Raw genomic sequence first — 19453 nt, 5'->3', positions numbered from 1 at the left:
GTACGCGCTTGCCCTATCGGCGAGTACCCGCTCGGGTTACGGTCGGCTCGATCTCGCCCGCGAAGACGATGATCTGGTCGATGAGGCTCCGCCGCAGGTGGACGACGTCCGTTCCCGCCAGGCGGGGGCCGCCACCGGGCGTGGTGAAGACCCACTGGTACCGGGCCCACTCGCCGGGCATGTCCACCGCCGAGCAGCGCACCATCGTGCCGGTCCCCGCCGGGTGGCGCCGGATCTCCAGCACGAACCGCTCGACGGCCTCGATCCCCTCGCTGCGGCCCAGCGGTCCCCAGAAGACCACGTCCGAGGTCAGGGCCTGGGAGAGCAGCGCGGTCACATAGCTGTCGTCCGAGGCGTTGAACGCGGAGAGGAATGTGTCGATCGCGGATCGCGCGGTCTCTTCCTGCATGCACCAGTAATACCAGTCGCCTTGCCGAACCCGCTCGCCCCGCAAGCGGGCCGCCGGCTGACGTACGGTCACCTCGCCGATCGTCTCGCCGTGCGCCGCTTTTGACTGACCGTCGGCACTCGTCCGCCGTACATTATGAAGCCGCTTGTCGAACGGGAACCCGAACCCTGTAGGGTGCATATTGCCCGTTTTATGCTCAGCGACCTCATACTCTGCCGCCCGCCCCGCCCGTGACGCCCCGGCGGCAGCCGCCCTTCACCGACGGACGAGGGAGACGCCACGAACATGGCTGCCCGCCACAGCCGCCCCGGCACCCGTACCGCATCCACGCGTACCCGACTGACCTGGCGCGGCAAGGCCGTGAGCGGCCTGGCCGTGACGACGCTGGTGGGCACCGCCCTGTGGGCCTGGCCGGCCTCCGGCGACGACCACGACAAGCTCTCCGCAGGCCAGGACGACCGGCCGCGCGCCGCGGCGCCCGGCAGCCCCGGCGGGAAAGGCGGGCACGGCCTGGACGTCCGCGCCTCCGGTGACCGTAACGCCCCTACGGGCCACCGGCGGATACCCGGCCTCAGCGACGCCACCCGTCAGCGGATTCCGGCCGCGTCCCGGCAGGTTCTGGTCGTCACCGGCAAGGGCCCCGACGCCCACGACGCCGAAGTCGTCCTCTACACCCGCGCCGAGGGCTCCGACGACTGGCGGCCCGGCGCGGCCTGGCCCGCGCACAACGCCTCGCGAGGCTGGACCAAGGACCACCGGTACGGTGATCTGCGCTCGCCCCAAGGCGTGTTCACCCTCACCGACGCGGGCGGCAAGCTGGCCCCGCCCAAGGGCACCAAGCTCCCGTACGACCGCAACGACCACTTCGTGGCACACGGCACCGGCGTCGAGGGCGAGCCGCTGGAAGGCGCCTTCGACTACGTCATCGCCATCAATTACAACCGGGTGCCGGGCACTTCGCCCCTGGACGGCACCCGGCCGCTGGGCGCGAAGAAGGGCGGCGGCGTCTGGCTGCACGTCGACCACGGCGGTCCCACGCAGGGCTGTGTGAGCCTGCGGCCCGAGGTGATGCGGGAGCTGCTGCGGACGCTGGACCCGGCACAGCACCCGGTGATCGTCATGGGCCCGGCCGGACACTGAGTGGACGCGGGTGCGCGATCGCAGGCAGGGGTGGTAGGCGTACTCCATGGCTGATGCGCCCTCCTCGCCCGACCGTCCCCTGCCCTCCGGCCCCCTCGACGCCCTGACCGATGTGGCGGGTCTGCGGGTCGGCCACGCCCAGCGCGTCGGTGACGGGCATCTGACCGGTACCACCGTCGTCCTGGCCCCCGAGGGCGGCGCGCTCGCCGCCGTCGACGTACGCGGCGGCGGCCCTGGCACCCGCGAGACCGACGCCCTGGATCCGCGCAACCTGGTCCAGCGCGTGGAGGCGGTCGTGCTGACCGGCGGCAGCGCCTTCGGCCTGGACGCCGCCTCGGGCGTCGTGGCGTGGCTGGAGGAGCAGGGGCGCGGCTTCCGTGTCGGCCCGGACCCGGCACAGGTCGTGCCGGTGGTCCCGGCGGCGGCCCTGTTCGACCTGGGGCGCGGTGGCGCCTGGCGGGCCCGGCCGGACGCCGCCCTGGGCCGCGCGGCGGTGGAGGCCGCGGCGCGTACCGCCGTGGGCTCCCCCGTCCCGCAGGGCAACGTCGGCGCCGGGACCGGGGCGGTGGCCGGCGGCCTCAAAGGCGGCATCGGTACGGCGAGCCTGCTGCTGCCGTCGGGCATCACGGTCGCCGCGCTGGCGGCCGTCAACGCGGCAGGTTCGGTGGTCGATCCGCGTACGGGACTGCTGTACGGGGAGTACGGGGACGGGGCATACGCGGACCAGACGGACGGGGACGGCCGCCCGGACCGCGACCGCGGCCCCGTGGACGCGGCGGTCCTGGACCGGGCGCGGCAGCGGCTCGCCCAGGCGCGGGCCGAATCGGAGCAGCGCTCGGCGGCCTCGGTCCGTACGCCCCTGAACACCACCCTCGCCGTCGTCGCCACCGACGCCACGCTGTCCCGTGCCCAGGCCCAGAAGCTGGCGGGCACCGCGCACGACGGGCTGGCCCGCGCCGTGCGCCCGGTCCATCTCCTCACCGACGGCGACACGGTCTTCACCCTCGCCACCGGTACCCGCCCGCTGGCGTCCCAGGAAGCGGTGAGCGACCCGGCATTCGGCGCCCACGCGGAGGCGGGCGCCCTCAACGACGTACTGGCGGCGGGCGCCGACGCGCTGACCCGCGCCGTCGTACGCGCCGTACGCGCCGCCGAGACCGTCCGCACACCGGGTGGCGTCTTCCCCTCCTACCGCGAGCTGTACGGGCGCTGACGCCCTGCCGCAGCGGTCACCGGAGCTCCGGCCGTACGCTCACACTCCGGCCGCGCCCAGCAGGGACCCGGCCGCGTACGTGACGGCCATGGCCAGCGCCCCGCCGCTCACGTTGCGCAGCACCGCCGGGCGTACGGGCGCGCCCCCGGAGCGGGCGGCGGCCCAGCCGCACAGCACCAGCGCGGCCAGGACCGAGCCGACGGTGACCGGCAGGCGCAGCGAGGGCGGCGGCAGGACGACGGCGAGCAGCGGCAGCAGCGCCCCGGCCGTGAAAGCCAGGAAGCTCGCAGCCGCCGCCTGCCAGGGGCTGGTCAGGTCGTCCGGGTCGATGCCCAGCTCCACCTCCGCGTGGGCGCGCAGCGCGTCGTGCTCGGTGAGCTGCCCGGCCACCTCGTGCGCCAGCTCCCGGCTCAGCCCCTTGCCCCGCAGCAGTTCGGTCAGTTCGACGAGTTCGGCCTGCGGCTCGGTGGCCAGCTCGCGTTTCTCCTGCGCCAGGGCGGCCTTCTCCGAGTCCCGCTGGGTGCTCACCGACACGTACTCGCCCGCCGCCATCGACATCGAACCGGCCAGCAGCCCGGCGAGACCGGCCGTCACCAGCGTGCCGCGCGCGTCGGTCGCCCCGGCCACGCCGACGACCAGGCCCGCGGTGGAGACCACGCCGTCGTTCGCGCCGAGGACGGCGGCCCGCAGCCGGTTGAGCCGGGCACCGAGTCCGGGGTCGTGCGCCTCGCCGTGCGCGGGGACGGCCGCGAGGGACCCGCCTCCCGGCCGCACACCGTCCGGCGCACGGACCTCATCCGGCCCGCGGGCGTCACCCGGCCCGCGGAGGTCGTCCTGCGAGGGAAGGTCGTCGCTCACCCGGCGAGAGTCTCATCCGCGCCCGCCACCGGCCGCTCGGCACGCGCACCGCGGACGAACCGGTACGGAACGGCACGGATGCGTACGAACCCGTACGGCCACCGGTACGGACGTACGAACACCGGTGGTAGAACGGCTGCATGTCCGTACCGCCGCCGCCCCCCACCCTCATCCAGCCGCAGCCCGGGAGGCCCGACGGGACACCCAGACGGCGTCGGCTGTGGTGGCACCGCCTGATCCTCGGCCTGTGGTACCGGCCCGTGGAGGTGCTGGACGAGGCGCGGGACCGCGGCGCATGGGGCGCGGCGGCGCTGCTCTGCCTGGTCAGCGGGGCGCTCGGGGTGCTGTCCGTACGGCCCTTCCGCGAGCAGTGGACGACCGACCAGCAAGCGGCCGTGCAACTCGCGGGCGTCGCGGTGGGGGGCGTCCTGATAGCCAGCATCGTCCTGGGCGTGGTGACCCACGCCATCGCCCGGATCATCGGCGGCAACGGCAGGTTCTCGCCGACCGCCAGCCTGTTCATCGTGCTGTTCTGGACCACGGACCTGCCGCGGCTGGCGGTGGCGGCCTGGCTCCCCGCCTCCTCCACCTTCGTGCAGGCCCTGGCCTGGACGACCTGGGGCTTCGGCTACGTCCTTGCCGTGCTGCTCGTACGGGGCCAGCACCATCTGCCGACGGGCAAGGCGGCAGCCGCCGTGACGATCCAGATGCTGGCCGCGCTGGCCCTGCTGAAACTCGGACCGGTGCGATAAATAAAGCCCGTACCTCAGCGCCGCCCCGTGAGCTGCCGTACGAGCGTGGCGAACGCCTCCCGCTCGGCCGCGCTCAGCTCCACCCGCTCCGGCGGCGGACCGGCCGGACCCGCCGGACCGGTCGTCTGCCGCGGCACCGAGCGCAGCAGCGCCCGCGACCCGTGCCACACCGCGAGCTGGAAGGCGTCCCGGCGCAGCGCCCTGACCAGGCTCACGAACCAGGCGACGGTCGCCACGAGCAGGATGACCAGACCGATCTGCTGAAGCGTCGATGCGGAGGGGAGCATACGGGCCTCCAGTTCAGGGCGCGGCGGCGTGAGAACCGACCGCGACAGGGCATGACGGTGCGTAACACCATGCGACGGAGCATGTCACGACAGGGCAGGACGTGGCCAAGTAGACACCAGTCGCCAGGAGTTTCGACAGGGGACCTATAGGGCTTACGTCCCGAAGTGACGGATCTCCTACCCAGCTCCCCCGCTTCATACCCAGGCGACCGGTCCACGCCACCGCGCAGGACGTACAGTTGGCGGCGCGGCTCGGCTCGGCCGGACAGAGCCGGCGGTACGGGTCGACGTGGACCGCGTACCCCGTGGCGCCCCACCCGGCGCGGCTGCCCGCCCCCTCGGCCACAGCCGCCCGGCCCCGCCCGGACGACTCCAGCGCACCCCGCGTGCCCGGCCGCCCGGCCCGGCAGAGCAGCCCCGGACCCCTCTTGTGTGACGTTCGCCACACGAGGGTCGGTGCTGCAACCAAACCCGCCCGTAGGTGCTGTTTACCAGCACTGACCCACAACACCCTTGTATGGAGCAGCTCGTGACAACGCCGGACAACACCGCGCCCGCTCAGTACCGCACCAAGCGCCGGCTGCGCCGTGGTCTTGCGGCGGCCTCACTGCTGGCCGCCGGCGCACTGGCCCTGTCGGCCTGCGGCGGCGACGCCTCGGCGGGCGGTCAGGACAAGGGCAACGCGAAGGGCCAGGCCGGCGCGGACGCCGCCGCGGCCAAGGACGCCTCCACCGCGAAGATCTCCCTCTCCACGAAGGACGGCGCCACCGACGCCAGCATCAACGACACCGGCGTCAAGGTCACCGGCGGCAAGCTGACCGACGTGAAGCTGACCCAGGTGGACAACGGCGCCGAGGTCAAGGGCGCGATAGCCGGCGACGGCTCCTCCTGGAAGCCCTCGGTCCAGCTTGAGCGCGGCACCAAGTACAAGCTGGTCGCCAACGCCAAGGACGACAAGAACCGGCCGGCCACCGAGAACGCCACCTTCACCACCGTCTCCCCGGCCAACAGCTTCATCGGCGCCTACACCCCGGACGACGGCAAGACCGTCGGCGTCGGCATGCCGGTCTCCTTCAACTTCAACAAGCCGATCACCAACAAGAAGGACGTCCAGTCCCACATCACGGTGACCTCCAGCAGCGGCCAGAAGGTCGTCGGCCACTGGTTCGGCACCCAGCGCCTGGACTTCCGTCCCCAGGAGTACTGGAAGGCCGGCTCGAAGATCACGATGAAGATCGCGCTGGACGGGGTCAAGGGCGGCGACGGCATCACCGGCGTGCAGTCCAAGACGGTGAACTTCACCATCGGCCGCTCCCAGGTCTCCACGGTCGACATGAGCACCCAGACCATGACGGTCAAGCGCGACGGCAAGACCATCCGTACCGTGCCGATCTCGGGCGGCAGCCCGAAGAACCCGACCTACAACGGCCAGATGGTGATCTCGGAGAAGTTCGTCCAGACCCGCATGAACGGCTCGACGGTCGGCTTCGGCGGCGAGTACGACATCAAGGACGTCCCGCACGCCATGCGGCTGTCCACCTCCGGCACGTTCATCCACGGCAACTACTGGGGCAGCCCGTCCGTCTTCGGCCGCGCCGGCACCAGCCACGGCTGCGTCGGCCTCCAGGACAACCGGGGCGGTGGCGGCGACACCCAGGGCAAGTGGTTCTTCGAGAACTCCCTGATCGGCGACGTCGTGATCGTCAAGAACTCCCCCGACCGCACCGTCAAGCCGGAGAACGGCCTGAACGGCTGGAACATGCCGTGGAGCGAGTGGGTAGCGTAGTTCCGTCCGTGACGGCGCGCCGATTCGGGGTGACCGTGCGCCGTGGGGTTACCCCGGCGGCGGTCTTCCCCCTTCCCCCCGTGCGGGGTGCGGGTTTCGCCTTCGGCGGGAGGGTTTGGTGGGGTGGGCGCTTTGCGCTTGCTGGGTGGTGGGTGCGGGGTCGGACCTGCGGGGGCGTGTATCAAAGCTGCTTCGCTTTACGCTTTGATACACGCCCCCTCCGGCCCGCCCCCTCCCGTCCGTAGCGCGCCCACCCCTTGGGGAGGATTAGTAGGTGACCCGCCGTGCGGGTCGGTACCCGGGAGCGCCTCCTGGTGGCAAAAAGCACCGGGCGGGCGTACGGGGAGGTCGTACGCCACAGGCTTGCCGTATGGGGAGGTCGTACCCGGCGGGGCGGCCGTACCGGCCGGGTCTTGGGACCGGTTGGAAAGAAGTGACCGGCGGCTCGGGGACGGCCGGGCGTGGGCGTATCGGGGACTCCCCGCAGGGCCGTGTGCAAGACGCACGCTTCCTTTCACGGCGTACCAGCCACGCACACGGCCCGAGGAGTGGCCCCGGTGCGACCGCGCCCCACCCCACCCACCGACCGCACCGGGCCCAAGACCAAACAACCCGCAGGGAAACAAACAACACAGCGCCGCAGGCATCGCGCCACACACAACAACCACCCACCAACGAACCGCCACCCACAAGCGCCACCACCGCCACAGGCGAAAACCGCCACGCCGCCACGGGCGGAAACTAGTCGCGCAACGGCACCTCGCGAAGGAACCAAGCCGCGCCCAGCGCGAGCGCCGAAAGCACCGCGCCCCCGACGGCGACGCCATGCAGACCGCCGGTGACCGCCGCCTGATAGGCGTCCCGCACCACGGCGGGTGCCGCCTCCAGTACCTGAGGCGAGAGCCGTTCACCGCCCGCGGCCAGCCGGCGCCCGGCCTCCTCGCCCAGGTCGCCGACCAGGGAGCTTTCGACCCGTCCGCTGTAGACGGCGCCCAGGAGGGCGACCCCCAGCGAGCCGCCGACGGTACGCATCAAGGTGACCGAGCCGCTGGCCGCACCCATGTCCTTGCGGTCGGCGCTGTTCATCGTGATCAGGGTGGTGCTCTGCATGACGAAGCCGATGCCCAGGCCGGCGACCAGGGTGAGCGCGGAGGCCACCGCCGTACCGGTGTCCGTGCCCAGCAGCGTCAGGACGAGCATGCCGGCCGCAGTGACCGCACCGCCGACGATCGGGTAGATCCGGTACCGGCCGGTACGGCTGATGAGCCGGCCCGTCACCAGTTGTACGGCGAGCATCCCGAACATCAACGGCAGCATCAGCATCCCGCCGGCCGTCGGTGAAGCCCCTTGCACGAACTGCATGTACTGCGGCAGGTAGTTGGCCGCGGCGACCATGACCGCGCCGACCAGGAAGCTGAGGAGCTGCGCGAGGGTGAAGTTGCGGTCGCGGAAGAGCCGCGGCGGCAGGACCGGCTCGGCGGCCCGTCGCTCGACCCGTACGAACCAGGCCAGCGCCCCCGCGCCCACCACGGCCAGCCCCAGGATCTGCGGTGACACCCACCCGTACCGCACCCCGCCCCAGCTCGCGAGCAGGGTCAGCGCCAGGATGCCGACGGACAGCAGCGCGGCGCCCGCGTAGTCCACGCGCGCCTTCCTGCGCTCGCTGCGCAGCCGGATGCCCATGCCGACGACGAGCAGGGCGACCAGGCCGACCGGCACATTGACGTAGAACGCCCAGCGCCAGCTCAGAGCGTCGGTCAGAAACCCGCCGATCAGCGGCCCGCCGACGAACGCCACGGGCATCATCGCGCCGATCATCGCCTGGAGCCGGCCGCTCTCCCGCGGCGGCACCAGGACACCGATGATCGACAGCGCACCGACCATCAGCCCGCCGGCGCCCAGCCCCTGGAGAGCCCGGAAGGTGATCAGTTGCCCCATGTCCTGGGACACCCCGGAGAGCATCGAACCGGCCAGGAAGATCACGATCGCGGCCGTGAACATGCCCTTGCGGCCGTAGAGGTCGCCGAGCTTTCCCCAGATGGGGGTGGTCGCGGCCGTGGTCAGCAGGTACGCCGTGACCACCCACGACAAGTGGTCCAGGCCGCCCAGATCACCGACGATCGTGGGCAGCGCGGTGCCGACGATCAGGCCGTCGAGCATGGCCAGGAGCATGCCCAGCATCAGGCCGAACACGCCGAAGTACAGCGACCGCAGTGGTTGGGGCGGTTGGGGTGCGGTCGGCTCGGAGGCGCTCACTCCTGGGGCGGCGCCGGACGATTCCGTGCTGGACGGTTCCGTGCCGACTGGCTCCGTGCCGGCCGGCTCCGTGCCGGCCGGCTCCGTGCCGGCCGGCTCCGTGCCGGCCGGCTCCGTGCCGGCCGGCTCGGCTGTCGTCGTCTGCTTGTGGCGCATGCCCGTTCCTCTGCCTGACCTGTTCATGCCGTTCGTTCGCATCGATGACCGGCTGTTCTCAGGCCACGTACGGGCGGATGGCCTTGGCGTCCCGCAGTGCCCGCGCCCACCAGGCGAGCTGGTCGAGCATGCCCTTGGCCGCCGCGTCGCTCGCCGGGTCCTTCGAGTTGCCGTTCTGGTCGAACTTCTCGCCGTACTGGTGGAAGCTGACCGTGTCGCGGACGGTGACGGCGTGCAGCTCCGCCAGCACCGTGCGCAGGTGCTCCACCGCCCGCAGCCCGCCCGAGACGCCGCCGTAGGAAACGAAGCCGACCGGCTTGGCGTGCCACTCCTTGTTGTGCCAGTCGATGGCGTCCTTCAGCGGCGCCGGGAAGCTGTGGTTGTACTCCGGCGTGACGATCACGAACGCGTCGGCCGCCGCCAGCCGTGGTGACACCTCGGCGAGCAGCTCGCCCGTACCGGGGGCGGGCGGACGGTCGAATGCCGGGAAGACCCTGGGCAGCGGTGTCGCCACGAGGTCGACCAGGTCGACGTCCATGTCGCCGCGCTGGGTGATGTGGCCGGCCAGCCAGTTCGCCACGGTCGGACCGAACCGGCCGTCCCGGGTGCTGCCGATGATGACCGCCACCCGCAGGTTCTCGCTCATGACCGCTCTCCTCACCACGGCCGAGCCCGAGACGGTCGGCCGTGTACGTCGTATCGAAGTGAGTACAACGTACACAGCCGTGTGTACGTTGTCTACGGCGATGTGTACGCCGTATGCGGTTGATACGTTGTACGCGCACACGCAGACGAAGGAGCCCTTCCCATGGCGATGGCCAGGCGCAACGACGAAGCGGACGCGGCGGCGGAGCCGAAGCCGGAGCCGAAACCGGAGCCGCAGGCCAGCCTGTGGGAACGGCTGGAGCGGCCCGGGCCGGCACCCCGTACGGCCCTGACCCCGCAGCGGATCGCCGAGGCGGCGGTGGCGATCGCCGACGTCGAGGGCATCGACGCGGTCACCATGCGGCGTCTGGCCTCGGAACTGGGTGTCGCGCCGATGGCGGCGTACCGCTATGTCTCCGGCAAGGACGACATCCTGGAGCTGATGATCGACACGGTGTACGCGGAGCTGGACATCCCGGAGGCGGTCACCGATTGGCGCGAGGTGATGCGCGCCAACGCGCTCCAGACGCGCGCCGTCATGCTGGCCCATCCGTGGCTGGTCCAGATTTCCTCACCGCAGTCGCTGCGCGCGCTGACCCCCAACCGGATGGCCGCGGCCGAGCGGATGCTGGCCCCGCTGGACCGCTTGGGGCTGGACATCGACACGATGATGGCGGTGCTGGGCACCGTGGGCGCCTATGTGCACGGGGCGGCGTCGGCGGAGTGCGCGCAGCGGCTGCTGATGAAGCAGGAAGGCTGGTCCGACAACAACGAGTTGCGGCAGGCGTTGGCACCGCAGATGAGCTACCTGATGTCCACCGGGCGTTACCCGACGTACCACCGCTACATCCGGGAAGGCGTCCACAAGGACGATCCGCAGTGGCGCTTCGAGACGGGCCTGGACTGCGTGTTGGACGGCGTGGCGGCGCGTTTCCGCCTTTAGCGGCCTCAGCCGCCTGACGGGCCGTCGCGGCCGTCGCGGCCGTCGGTACGGTGCCGAACCCGCGTGCCCCGGATGTGCCCCCCGGCAGCCACCCAACACCCCGGGGGCCGCCCGACACCCCAGGGGCCGCCCAACACCCCGGGGTGTGAATACATTTGGGAGCGAGTTAGGTATCCCTTACTGTGACGGCCATGGGACAGGACTTCGCACGTCTGCACCACATAGGCCACGTTGTCAGCGACATGGCACAGGCGATCACCCTCTACGAGCGGCTGGGCTTCGTCGTGCCACCGCCCAGTTGTCCCGCGATGCCCCTCCACGAAGGCACCGCGCCCAGGCCCTTCGGCGCTGCGAACACGCACGCCGACTTCCCGCGCTCTTTCCTCGAACTCGTGACCTGCGTCAAGGACAGTGACACCGACGGCCTGCCCGCCGACGCACACCTGGTACCCCTACAGGCGCCACCCGGCCTTCTGCCCCATCTGGTGGAACGGATCAACGAGACCAGCGCCAACGTGGCGGCCTTCCTGCAGCGCTTCGAGGGGCTGCACATCCTCATGTTCTCGTCCCCCGACATCGACGCCGCCGCCGCACGACTGACCGCCACCGGTGTGCGCCACGGCGGGGTGAACACGGTGCGCCGCGCCGCGCCGCCGGGCGCGGGAACCCCGGTGGAGACCGTCCGCTACCTGGAGATCGACGGCGATGAGCCCGGTGGGAGGCGGGGCTCGGTGGCCGAGGGCCGGGTCGGCGTGGTTGCCGACCTGGACCCGGACATCCAAGGGGCCCGGCACCTCGACCACCCCAACGGCGCCGTCGACCTCGTCGAGGCCGTACTGTGCGTCGCCGACGAGGAACTGACCACGGTCCGGGACCGGTACACCCGCTACCTCGGGCACTCGGCACGGCCGCAGGGACCGGCCCAGGTCCTCGACCTCGACGGTGCCGCCCTCACACTCGTACCCGCCTCCGGCCTCGCAGCCCTCCTGCCGGGTGAGCAGCCCGCCACGCTCCCGGCGCTCGCCGGCTACACCGTCGCCGTCCGCGACCTCTCTCTCACCCGTGACCTGCTGCACCGCAACGGTCTACCGACGCGCGAGACACCCTCCGGCGACATCTTCGTACCGGCCGATGCCGCACTCGGCACCGCTGTCGTCTTCCGCCAGGCCGCCCTTCAGTCCTGAAGGTCACATCTACGGCTGGGCCCGGAGTACTAGGCGACCGCGTCGAAGCCCGTGTCGTGCGCCATCCGCTTCAGTTCGAGGAGGGCGTGCTTCTCGATCTGGCGGATTCGTTCGCGGGTGAGGCCGTGCTGTTTGCCGACCTCGGTCAGGGTGCGCTCGCGGCCGTCCTCGATGCCGTAGCGGGCCTTGATGATCGAGGCGGTGCGGTGGTCGAGGCGGTCGATGAGGTCTTCCAGTTCCTCGCTGCGCAGGAGGGTGAGGACGGACTGTTCGGGGGAGGCGGCGGAGGTGTCCTCCAGGAGGTCGCCGAACTGGGTGTCGCCCTCGTCGTCCACGGACATGTTCAGACTGACCGGGTCGCGGGCCCAGTCCAGTACGTCCGTGACGCGCTCCGGCGTGGAGTTCAGCTCCTTGGCGATCTCGGCGGGCTCCGGGTCGCGGCCGTTCTCGCGGTTGAACTCGCGCTGGACGCGGCGGATGCGGCCCAGTTCCTCGACGAGGTGGACGGGGAGCCGGATCGTACGGGACTGGTCGGCGATGGAGCGGGTGATGGCCTGGCGGATCCACCACGTGGCGTACGTGGAGAACTTGAAGCCCTTGGCGTAGTCGAACTTCTCGACGGCGCGCACCAGGCCCGCGTTGCCTTCCTGGATCAGGTCCAGGAGGGGAAGGCCGCTGCGCGGGTAGCGGCGGGCGACCGCGACCACCAGGCGGAGGTTGGAGCGGATGAAGACGTCCTTGGCGCGGTCACCTTCGGCGGCCAGCGCTTCCAGTTCCTCGCGGCTGGCGCCGGCGGCGTTGCCGTCGGTTATCTCGCCGTCCAGGATCTGGCGGGCGTAGACGCCGGCTTCGATGGTCTGGGACAGCTCGACTTCTTTGGCGGCGTCGAGCAGGGGCGTACGCGCGATCTCGTCGAGGTACATGCCGACCAGGTCGCGATCGGCGATCTCCCCGCCTGCGGCGCGAACACTGCTGGCCCCGTCGGCACCGCTGGTGGTGGCCTGACGTCGGGCGACGGCACGGGTTGCCATGCGTATGCTCCCTTTGCGATGAGTCGGTCGCGGGATGGTGGCGGTGAGGTATCAGTACGACCCGAGTACCCCATCCGTAGGAAACAACGGCTGGAATCCGGACAGAATTCCCACGCCGCACGCCTTTTTTCTGATCATGCAGTACCCTGCCCCCTCACAGGGAGAGGCCGCGCGTTGGCGGAGCGCGATGAAGCGCAGGTCAGACCGGGCGTCACAACGGGCCTCCAAGGTCTCATCGGCCTCGGCAACCACGTGCGACCACTGCGCACATGAGACGCCCGTCACATTCGGCGCACAGCCCTTCACCCGCCGCAGCGGCGTCGTGGCTGCTCTTTCCCTCTGAAAGACGGCCCTCATCGCCTTGTGGTTGCCCAAGTTGCCCAAGAGGGCGGCCGGGGGCCGGACCGTCCGTTCCGGGTTCCGGGTTCCGGGTTCCGGGTTCCGGTACGTCGGTGCGTTCGGTGGGGTGGGCCGTGGGTTCGGGGGCCGGCAGGACGTCTCCCGGTACGAGTACGCCGCCGCCCGGCACGAGTACGTCAAAGATCTTTTCGGCTGCGGGCTGATCCAGTTGACGGCGGGGGCGGCCGGGTGTCGCCTGGACACGAGGGGCAACAGGAAGGAGCCCGTCATGCACGTACCCGTCCACCGGCGCGGCGCTACCGCCGTCCCGGCCCGAGCCCATCACCACATGTCCACCGCTGTGGCCCTGCCGGTCGCCGCGGCCCTGGCGTACGGCATCTACACGCTCTTCATCCTCCAGTCCAACGGCGCGAGCGGGATCCGCGCCGTCCTGCTCGGCCTGCTGGCGGCGGTGGTCTCCGGCGCGCTGGGGCTGCTGCTGGTGCGCCACCAGTCCTCGATGATCACCGAAACCCGGGCGCTGGCGTACGGAGCGCTCTTCGGCACCGCCATGGGCGTCCTGTACAGCCTCACCGGCCCGCCGGTGCTGCGGGCCGTGGCCGTGGGGCTGATTCTGGGAGCCGCGATGTTCGTCGCCTCGCTGTACCTCTTCCGTACACACCGGACCCGCGAGCCGCACGGTCTGCACGGCGGGCACCGGGTCTCCCGTGACGCCCATCTGTCGGCCGGCCGGTCCGAGGAGCGGCGGTAGCGGCGGCATCCGGAGGGCGGCAGGGGGGCGGACCTTCGCGCGTGACCTGGGCCGAGGACCGTGACCTGGGCCCAGGACGCGTCCACAGGGCGCCGCGGCGGGCCGGTCAGCTCTCCGGAGGAGGGGGGTTCTCGCTCGTACGCCGTATGGTGCGTGAGGGGCGGCCGGGGCGCCACGTCTCCACGACGATATGCGGGTCATCGATGTACGTGCGTACGACTTCTGTCAGCTCCGCCCGGAAGAGGTGGAAGGGCTGCGGCGGGGAGGTCTGTTCCGCGTAGCGGGTGAGGAGGTCCGGGTCGTGGACCTCCACCGCGCGGCCGGCCACGCGTACGTCGCCGCCCGCCATGTCCGTGTCCGGGCCGGGGTTGGCGTGAAGTGCGAACCGCGGGTCGCGCCGCAGGTCCTGTGCCTTGCGGGAGCCGTTCATCATGCCCAGCCACAGCTCGCCGAAGCGGAAGTCCGCCTCCAGGCCGCAGAGCCGGACCGAGCCGTCCCTGCGGAGGGTGCCGAGGATGTGGTGGCGGTGTGCGCCGAATCGGTTCTGCACGTGGCGGGCCAGGGCAGGTTCGGCGGCTGCGAAGGCCGTCCAGGTCAGGGCCTCGGGTGTGGGGTCGCTCGTCATGGGTTCAGGGTGGACGGGATACCCGACATCCTGTGTCGGGTATCCCGCGGCGCTTCCGGTGCCTCCGGTACTTCTGGTGCTTCCGGTCAGGCGGGGCCCATGTCCGCGGCGTTCCACCGCTCCGGGGTGAGGCGGACGGCGACCAGGTCCTTGCGGCTGGCGAGCATCTGCTCGGCGTAGCCGTCCACCGCCTCGGGCGGCACGTAGCGGGCGGTGACCTCCTTGACCAGTTCAGGGGTGATGTCGAAGAACTCGGCCGGTCCCTCGACGGCGGCGTAGCGGTAGTTCGGCGAGGTGCTCTGGACGGTCAGCGTGAACCGGCCGGCCCGCTCGATCAGCCGGCCCTTGCGGGACGTACGGCCGGTGTAGAGCAGGACATCGCCGCCGGGGCGGTAGAGGTACCAGACGGGCGTGGTGAGCGGCCCCCGCTCGCTCCCCGACGCCACGGACAGCACGGCCACATGCGGCCCTGCCAGGAACTCGCTGCGTTCTTCTGCGGTCATCGCCATAGGACTCTCCTCAGCGTTCGGCACAGGAACGTTCGGTGACTCCATACGCTCGCACAGCGCCGCCCGCTCCGCCCGGGTTTCGCATGCATGTCCGGGATCGGTCTCGGGAGGGGGACGGTGCCTCGGGCTCCCGGGCAGTCCGGGGCACCGGCGGCGGGCGTCGCCTCCGCGGTCCCGGTCGTACCACCTGCGACCTGTGTCCTTACGACCCGTGGCGTAGGGCCGCAGCCCGTTACCCGCAGGCGTCCCACGACTTAGCCTCGGCATATGGACACGACGAGCGGAATCCTCGACGAAGCTCTGGAACGTCTTCACACCTGCGGTCCGGAGTTCCACGGGTATCTGAGCAATCACGGTCCGATGGCCGTCGAGGCGCTGGTGCGCAACGGCCGGTCCCGTTCCGTGCACAACTGGCTGGACCGGTACGAAACCAGGCTGGAGGACGTGCCCGCGCCCCGGGAGCGGATCACGGAGGAGAACTGGCGCGCGGCCCTGGGCGATCCGCGCCGGGTCACCGACTGGACGGCGTACTTCGCGCGGCGGATCGCCGAACGGCCGTGGCGTGAGGTTCTGGTGCAGTGGTGGCCGCGGCTGCTGCCGGGGATCTCCGGTGCCGCCACGCATCCCGTCATCCGGGTGGGCCATGCCGTACGCACCCTCACCCGGGACGGTGAGACGGCGCCGCGGGTGGCGGAGCTGGCGCACGGCCTCGGTTACTGGGCGGCCCGGCACACCACCCTCCCGGTGTCCGTACGGCCCGCCGGCACGGCCTCCCCCGCCGAGGCCCTGGCCGCGCTGCCGCACGTCGCCGACCAGCAGGTCGGGGTGGTGGCGGGGCTGGCGCAGCTCCCGGGGACGCGGGGATGGCGCCAGGCCGCCCAGACGCTGCGCCGCCCGCAGGACCCGGAGGCCGCCCGTGAGCAGCTCGCCGCGGTCGTACGGGCCGCCGCCCATCACTACCTCGACTACGGCCACGGCGACAACATCCTGCTCGTCCACGCGGTGACCGCTCCGAACGCCATCCTCCGCACGCTGCCGGTGCTCCCCCGCGAGCTGTGGGGGCCCTCGCTGGACGCGGCCTGGGCGGCGAGCGCGGCGCTCGCCGCCGTCTACACACCTGACGAGCCGCTCCCGCCGCTGCGGACCGGTCCGCTCACCCCTGAGGAGGTCTTCGAGCGGGCCACCGCGCACGGGGACGAGCATGTGATCAAGATGACCGACGCGACGCTGGACGTGATGTCGTGGAGCCAGGACGGCGACGAGCGGGCATCGGCCGCCGCGCTGCGTGCGATGGAGTTGATTCCGCGGGAGTGAGTCTTCCGACGTTCCACGGTGAGTTGTTGAGGGACTCGGGGGCCGGGGGCACGGGAGTCGGGAACACGGGAGTCGGGGACCAGGGGCATTCGGCCCGAGGATCAAGGAATGGGCGACCGGTGAGACAGTGGATGCTATGACCAACGATTCCGCGGGCGAGCCGCGCTGGCTCGGTGAGGACGAGCAGTACGCCTGGCAGTCGTACCTGCACGCCAGCACCCTGCTGGAGGACCATCTCGACCGGCAGCTCCAGCGCGACGCCGGCATGCCGCACATCTACTACGGTCTGCTCGTCCAGCTCTCCAGGGCCCCCAGACGCCGGATGCGGATGACCGAACTGGCCCAGAACGCCAAGATCACCCGGTCCCGACTCTCGCACGCCGTCGCCCGCCTGGAGAAGAACGGCTGGGTCCGCCGCGAGGACTGCCCCTCCGACAAGCGCGGCCAGAACGCCGTGCTGACCGACGAGGGGATGCGCGTCCTGGAGAAGGCCGCGCCGGGCCATGTCGCCGCCGTGCGCGCGGCGATCTTCGACCGGCTCACCCCCGAACAGGTCACCCAACTGGCGCAGATCTGCCGGGTGGTGGCGGACGGCCTGCAGCCCGCGGGCGCCGACCTGCCCTGGCTCCGCTGAGGGACCGGGGCGGGCTCGGCGCCCATGGGGGCGGCCCGCTGTGTCCGTACGGTCGTACGGCGTACGGGTCGTACGGTCGTGCGGCGTACGGACACAGCGGGCCGCTCGGGTGCGTCAGTGCGCCATCACCGGGACGGGGACGTCCTCGGCCGCGCCCTCGCCGTCACCGGAGCCGGCGACCTGCTTGGGGCCGCCCTGGTGGCCGGTGCTGATGAAGGTGAACGCCAGGGCCGCGGACACCACCAGGATGCCGGCCGCCCACCAGATGGCGCTGGTGTAGCCGTGCACCATCGACTGGAGCTTGAGCAGCTCCGGGGAGCGGGCGCCGGCCGCGTGCGAGGTGGCGTACGCGGTGGTGGCGCTGGCCGCGATGGTGTTCAGCAGGGCCGTGCCGATCGCGCCGCCCACCTGCTGCGAGGTGTTGACCATCGCGGAGGCGACACCGGCGTCGCGCGGCTGGACACCGTGCGTGGCCAGGGACATGGCCGGCATGAACGCCGTACCCATGCCGAGCCCCAGCAGGAGGAAGGCGGGCAGGATCAGCGCCGGGTAGGAGGTGTCCAGGCCGATCCGGGTCAGCATCAGCATGCCGACGGCGGCGAGCAGGAAGCCCGGGGCCATCAGGAGCCGGGGCCGCACGCGGGTCATCAGCCGGGCGCCGATCTGCGTCGAGCCGGTGATCATGCCGACGATCATCGGCAGGAAGGCCAGGCCGGTGACGACCGGGGTGTAACCCTTGACGATCTGCATGTAGTAGGTCAGGAAGAGGAAGAGACCGAACATGCCGATCACGGCCAGGCCCAGCGACATGTAGACGCCGCCACGGTTGCGCTCGGTGACCACCCGCAGCGGCAGCAGCGGGGACTTCACCTTGGCCTCCACCAGCACGAACGCACCCAGCAGCACCGCCGCCGCGACGAACAGGCCGACCGTCATGCCGGCGCCCCAGCCGTCGGACTCGGCGCGGGTGAAGCCGTACACCAGCGCGACCAGGCCGAGGGTGGCCAGGAGGACGCCGGGGACGTCCAGCCGGGAGGGGTTGCGGCTCTCCGCGGGCTCACGGATGACCATGAGCGCGCCGGTCGCCGCGATCACGGCGAAGGGGATGTTGACGAAGAAGGTCCAGCGCCAGTTCATGTACTCGGTCAGCACGCCGCCGAGGATCAGGCCGACCGCGCCACCGCCACCGGCGATGGCACCGAAGATGCCGAACGCCTTGGCGCGCTCGCGGGCCTCGGTGAACGTCACCGCGAGCAGGGAGAGGGCGGAGGGCGCCAGCAGCGCGCCGAAGACGCCCTGGAGGGCGCGGGCGCCCAGGAGCATGCCCTCGTTGGCGGCGGCGCCGCCGAGCGCGGAGGCGACGGCGAAGCCGATCAGGCCGATGACGAAGGTGCGCTTGCGGCCCCACAGGTCGGCGACCCGGCCGCCGAAGAGCAGCAGACCGCCGAAGGCCAGGGCGTAGGCGGTGATGACCCACTGCCGGTTGGCGTCGGAGATGCCCAGGTCGGTCTGGGCGGAGGGCAGCGCGATGTTCACGATCGTCGCGTCCAGCACGACCATCAACTGGGCGAGGGCGATGAATATGAGCGCTTTCCAGCGCCGGGGATCGACGTACGAGGACGTTTCAGGCATGGGTGGGTCCACCTACTGGTGCGAAGGGCGAAAGCCGAGGGGCGAGCAAGGGATAGAGCTGAGCTGAGGGCTACGGCGTGAGCTGAGGGCTATGGGCTGGGTGAGACGGGTGGGGCCGGTGGTACGGGTGAGCAGAAGTACGGGCCGGTGGCGTCGGACGACGGTGGCAGATGCCCCGGCCGGGGCCGTCAGTGGTACGTCGGTGGTGTCAGCGGCAGGTCAGTGACGTCTGAAGTCCGCCAACGTGGCCGCCGCTCCCGGGAGTTGCGAACGGGCCGGCGCCGCCAGACCGTCCAGGAACAGCTCCAGGTGCCGGTGGACGAACTTGTCGAAGTCGATACAGCCGTGGCCCGGCAGCGGCCGGGTGAGCTGGGTGATCGCGACCATCAGATCACCGACGGCGACGTCGGGGCGCAGCCGGCCGCTCTCCCGTGCCGCGGCCATCAGCGCCCCGACGGCCGCCTCCAGACGTTCGCGGGCGGCGAGCAGTTCGGGATGGCCGGCCTCGAAGCTGTCCGAGAGCAGCGGACACAGCGCACCGATCCGCTCCCCCACTGCCGCGTGGGCGAAGCGCCGTAGCGCCTGGAAGGCATCGGACTCCTCGACGAGAACGGACTCCGCCGTGGCCGCGGTACGGGACATGACGGACAGCGTGACGTGGTGGATCAGCTCGAAGCGGTCCACGAAGTGACGGTAGAGCGTCGCATTGCCGACGCCCGCGCGTCGAGCGATTTCATCGAGCGGGACGTCCGCCCCCAGCTCGGCCATCATCTCGCGGGCCGCCGCGATGATCCGTTCCCTGTTGCGCAGGGCGTCGGCCCGCAGCCGGGGCTGCGGCATCTTCGATGTGGTGGTGGCCACCTCGACACGCTCCTCTCGCATCAGGTCCTGGTTCCGACGGCGTCCGTACGCCCGGGTCGTCGGGGCGCGTCGTGAAGCGGGGAGTGATTCCCCACTTCGTGCGGACG

Annotated in this window: 19 protein-coding genes; 9 read left to right on the top strand and 10 right to left on the bottom strand. The window is 71.4% G+C overall.

Annotated elements, in window-relative coordinates; genetic code table 11:
- Positions 1–13: 13 nt before the first annotated feature.
- Positions 14–409, bottom strand: a complete 396-nt coding sequence (locus KGS77_RS20620; RefSeq protein WP_242584007.1) for a nuclear transport factor 2 family protein — start codon at positions 407–409, stop codon at positions 14–16.
- Between the two features lie 285 nt (positions 410–694).
- On the opposite strand from KGS77_RS20620, the gene KGS77_RS20615 reads away from it, so the two are divergent.
- Entirely contained in the window at positions 695–1549 is an 855-nt protein-coding gene (locus KGS77_RS20615; protein WP_242584005.1) for a L,D-transpeptidase family protein, read from the top strand.
- Positions 1550–1595: 46 nt separating this feature from the next.
- Positions 1596–2762 (top strand): P1 family peptidase, encoded by a 1167-nt coding sequence (locus KGS77_RS20610; RefSeq protein WP_242584003.1) that lies wholly within the window; start codon positions 1596–1598, stop codon positions 2760–2762.
- A gap of 39 nt (positions 2763–2801) precedes the next feature.
- Here the strand turns inward: KGS77_RS20610 and KGS77_RS20605 are convergent, their stop codons facing one another.
- Entirely contained in the window at positions 2802–3536 is a 735-nt protein-coding gene (locus tag KGS77_RS20605; RefSeq protein ID WP_242587586.1) for a VIT family protein, read from the bottom strand.
- Between the two features lie 224 nt (positions 3537–3760).
- On the opposite strand from KGS77_RS20605, the gene KGS77_RS20600 reads away from it, so the two are divergent.
- A complete protein-coding gene (locus tag KGS77_RS20600) occupies positions 3761–4372 on the top strand; it encodes a Yip1 family protein (RefSeq protein ID WP_242584001.1) in 612 nt (203 codons plus the stop codon).
- A 14-nt stretch (positions 4373–4386) separates the two neighbouring features.
- Here the strand turns inward: KGS77_RS20600 and KGS77_RS20595 are convergent, their stop codons facing one another.
- A complete protein-coding gene (locus KGS77_RS20595; RefSeq protein ID WP_242583999.1) occupies positions 4387–4659 on the bottom strand; it encodes a hypothetical protein in 273 nt (90 codons plus the stop codon).
- Positions 4660–5176: 517 nt separating this feature from the next.
- Between KGS77_RS20595 and KGS77_RS20590 the strand changes: the two genes are divergently transcribed.
- Positions 5177–6445, top strand: a complete 1269-nt coding sequence (locus KGS77_RS20590; protein WP_242583997.1) for an Ig-like domain-containing protein — start codon at positions 5177–5179, stop codon at positions 6443–6445.
- Between the two features lie 741 nt (positions 6446–7186).
- On the opposite strand, the gene KGS77_RS20585 is transcribed toward KGS77_RS20590, so the two are convergent.
- Complete coding sequence (locus KGS77_RS20585) at positions 7187–8857, bottom strand: MDR family MFS transporter (protein WP_347404512.1); 1671 nt, start codon at positions 8855–8857, stop codon at positions 7187–7189.
- 58 nt (positions 8858–8915) lie between these two features.
- Positions 8916–9503 (bottom strand): NAD(P)H-dependent oxidoreductase, encoded by a 588-nt coding sequence (locus KGS77_RS20580; RefSeq protein WP_242583995.1) that lies wholly within the window; start codon positions 9501–9503, stop codon positions 8916–8918.
- A gap of 162 nt (positions 9504–9665) precedes the next feature.
- Between KGS77_RS20580 and KGS77_RS20575 the strand changes: the two genes are divergently transcribed.
- Both KGS77_RS20575 and KGS77_RS20570 read left to right on the top strand, forming a co-directional pair.
- Entirely contained in the window at positions 9666–10445 is a 780-nt protein-coding gene (locus KGS77_RS20575) for a TetR/AcrR family transcriptional regulator (protein ID WP_347404511.1), read from the top strand.
- 191 nt (positions 10446–10636) lie between these two features.
- Positions 10637–11629: a VOC family protein gene (locus tag KGS77_RS20570; protein WP_242583993.1), complete on the top strand. Its 993-nt coding sequence runs from the start codon at positions 10637–10639 to the stop codon at positions 11627–11629.
- Between the two features lie 29 nt (positions 11630–11658).
- On the opposite strand, the gene KGS77_RS20565 is transcribed toward KGS77_RS20570, so the two are convergent.
- The gene (locus KGS77_RS20565) at positions 11659–12660 is read right to left on the bottom strand and encodes a sigma-70 family RNA polymerase sigma factor (protein ID WP_242583991.1); all 1002 of its coding nucleotides are present in this window, start codon (positions 12658–12660) and stop codon (positions 11659–11661) included.
- A gap of 628 nt (positions 12661–13288) precedes the next feature.
- Here KGS77_RS20565 and KGS77_RS20560 point away from each other — a divergent pair.
- The gene (locus KGS77_RS20560; protein WP_242583988.1) at positions 13289–13771 is read left to right on the top strand and encodes a hypothetical protein; all 483 of its coding nucleotides are present in this window, start codon (positions 13289–13291) and stop codon (positions 13769–13771) included.
- A gap of 106 nt (positions 13772–13877) precedes the next feature.
- Here KGS77_RS20560 and KGS77_RS20555 read toward each other — a convergent pair whose 3' ends face one another.
- A complete protein-coding gene (locus tag KGS77_RS20555) occupies positions 13878–14396 on the bottom strand; it encodes a pyridoxamine 5'-phosphate oxidase family protein (protein WP_242583985.1) in 519 nt (172 codons plus the stop codon).
- 86 nt (positions 14397–14482) lie between these two features.
- On the bottom strand, positions 14483–14905 hold the full coding sequence (locus KGS77_RS20550; RefSeq protein WP_242583981.1) for a pyridoxamine 5'-phosphate oxidase family protein: 423 nt from the start codon (positions 14903–14905) through the stop codon (positions 14483–14485).
- 267 nt (positions 14906–15172) lie between these two features.
- Here KGS77_RS20550 and KGS77_RS20545 point away from each other — a divergent pair, with 267 nt between their 5' ends.
- The gene (locus KGS77_RS20545) at positions 15173–16219 is read left to right on the top strand and encodes a questin oxidase family protein (RefSeq protein ID WP_242583979.1); all 1047 of its coding nucleotides are present in this window, start codon (positions 15173–15175) and stop codon (positions 16217–16219) included.
- 136 nt (positions 16220–16355) lie between these two features.
- Entirely contained in the window at positions 16356–16853 is a 498-nt protein-coding gene (locus KGS77_RS20540) for a MarR family transcriptional regulator (RefSeq protein WP_242583976.1), read from the top strand.
- A 114-nt stretch (positions 16854–16967) separates the two neighbouring features.
- On the opposite strand, the gene KGS77_RS20535 is transcribed toward KGS77_RS20540, so the two are convergent.
- A complete protein-coding gene (locus KGS77_RS20535; RefSeq protein ID WP_242583974.1) occupies positions 16968–18485 on the bottom strand; it encodes an MFS transporter in 1518 nt (505 codons plus the stop codon).
- 219 nt (positions 18486–18704) lie between these two features.
- Positions 18705–19367 (bottom strand): TetR/AcrR family transcriptional regulator, encoded by a 663-nt coding sequence (locus tag KGS77_RS20530; protein WP_242583972.1) that lies wholly within the window; start codon positions 19365–19367, stop codon positions 18705–18707.
- Positions 19368–19453: the final 86 nt, after the last annotated feature.

Origin of the sequence: Streptomyces sp. MST-110588 (assembly GCF_022695595.1) — a bacterium.
Taxonomy (GTDB): Bacteria; Actinomycetota; Actinomycetes; order Streptomycetales; family Streptomycetaceae; genus Streptomyces.
This window is presented reverse-complemented; position numbering and strand designations above follow the sequence as displayed.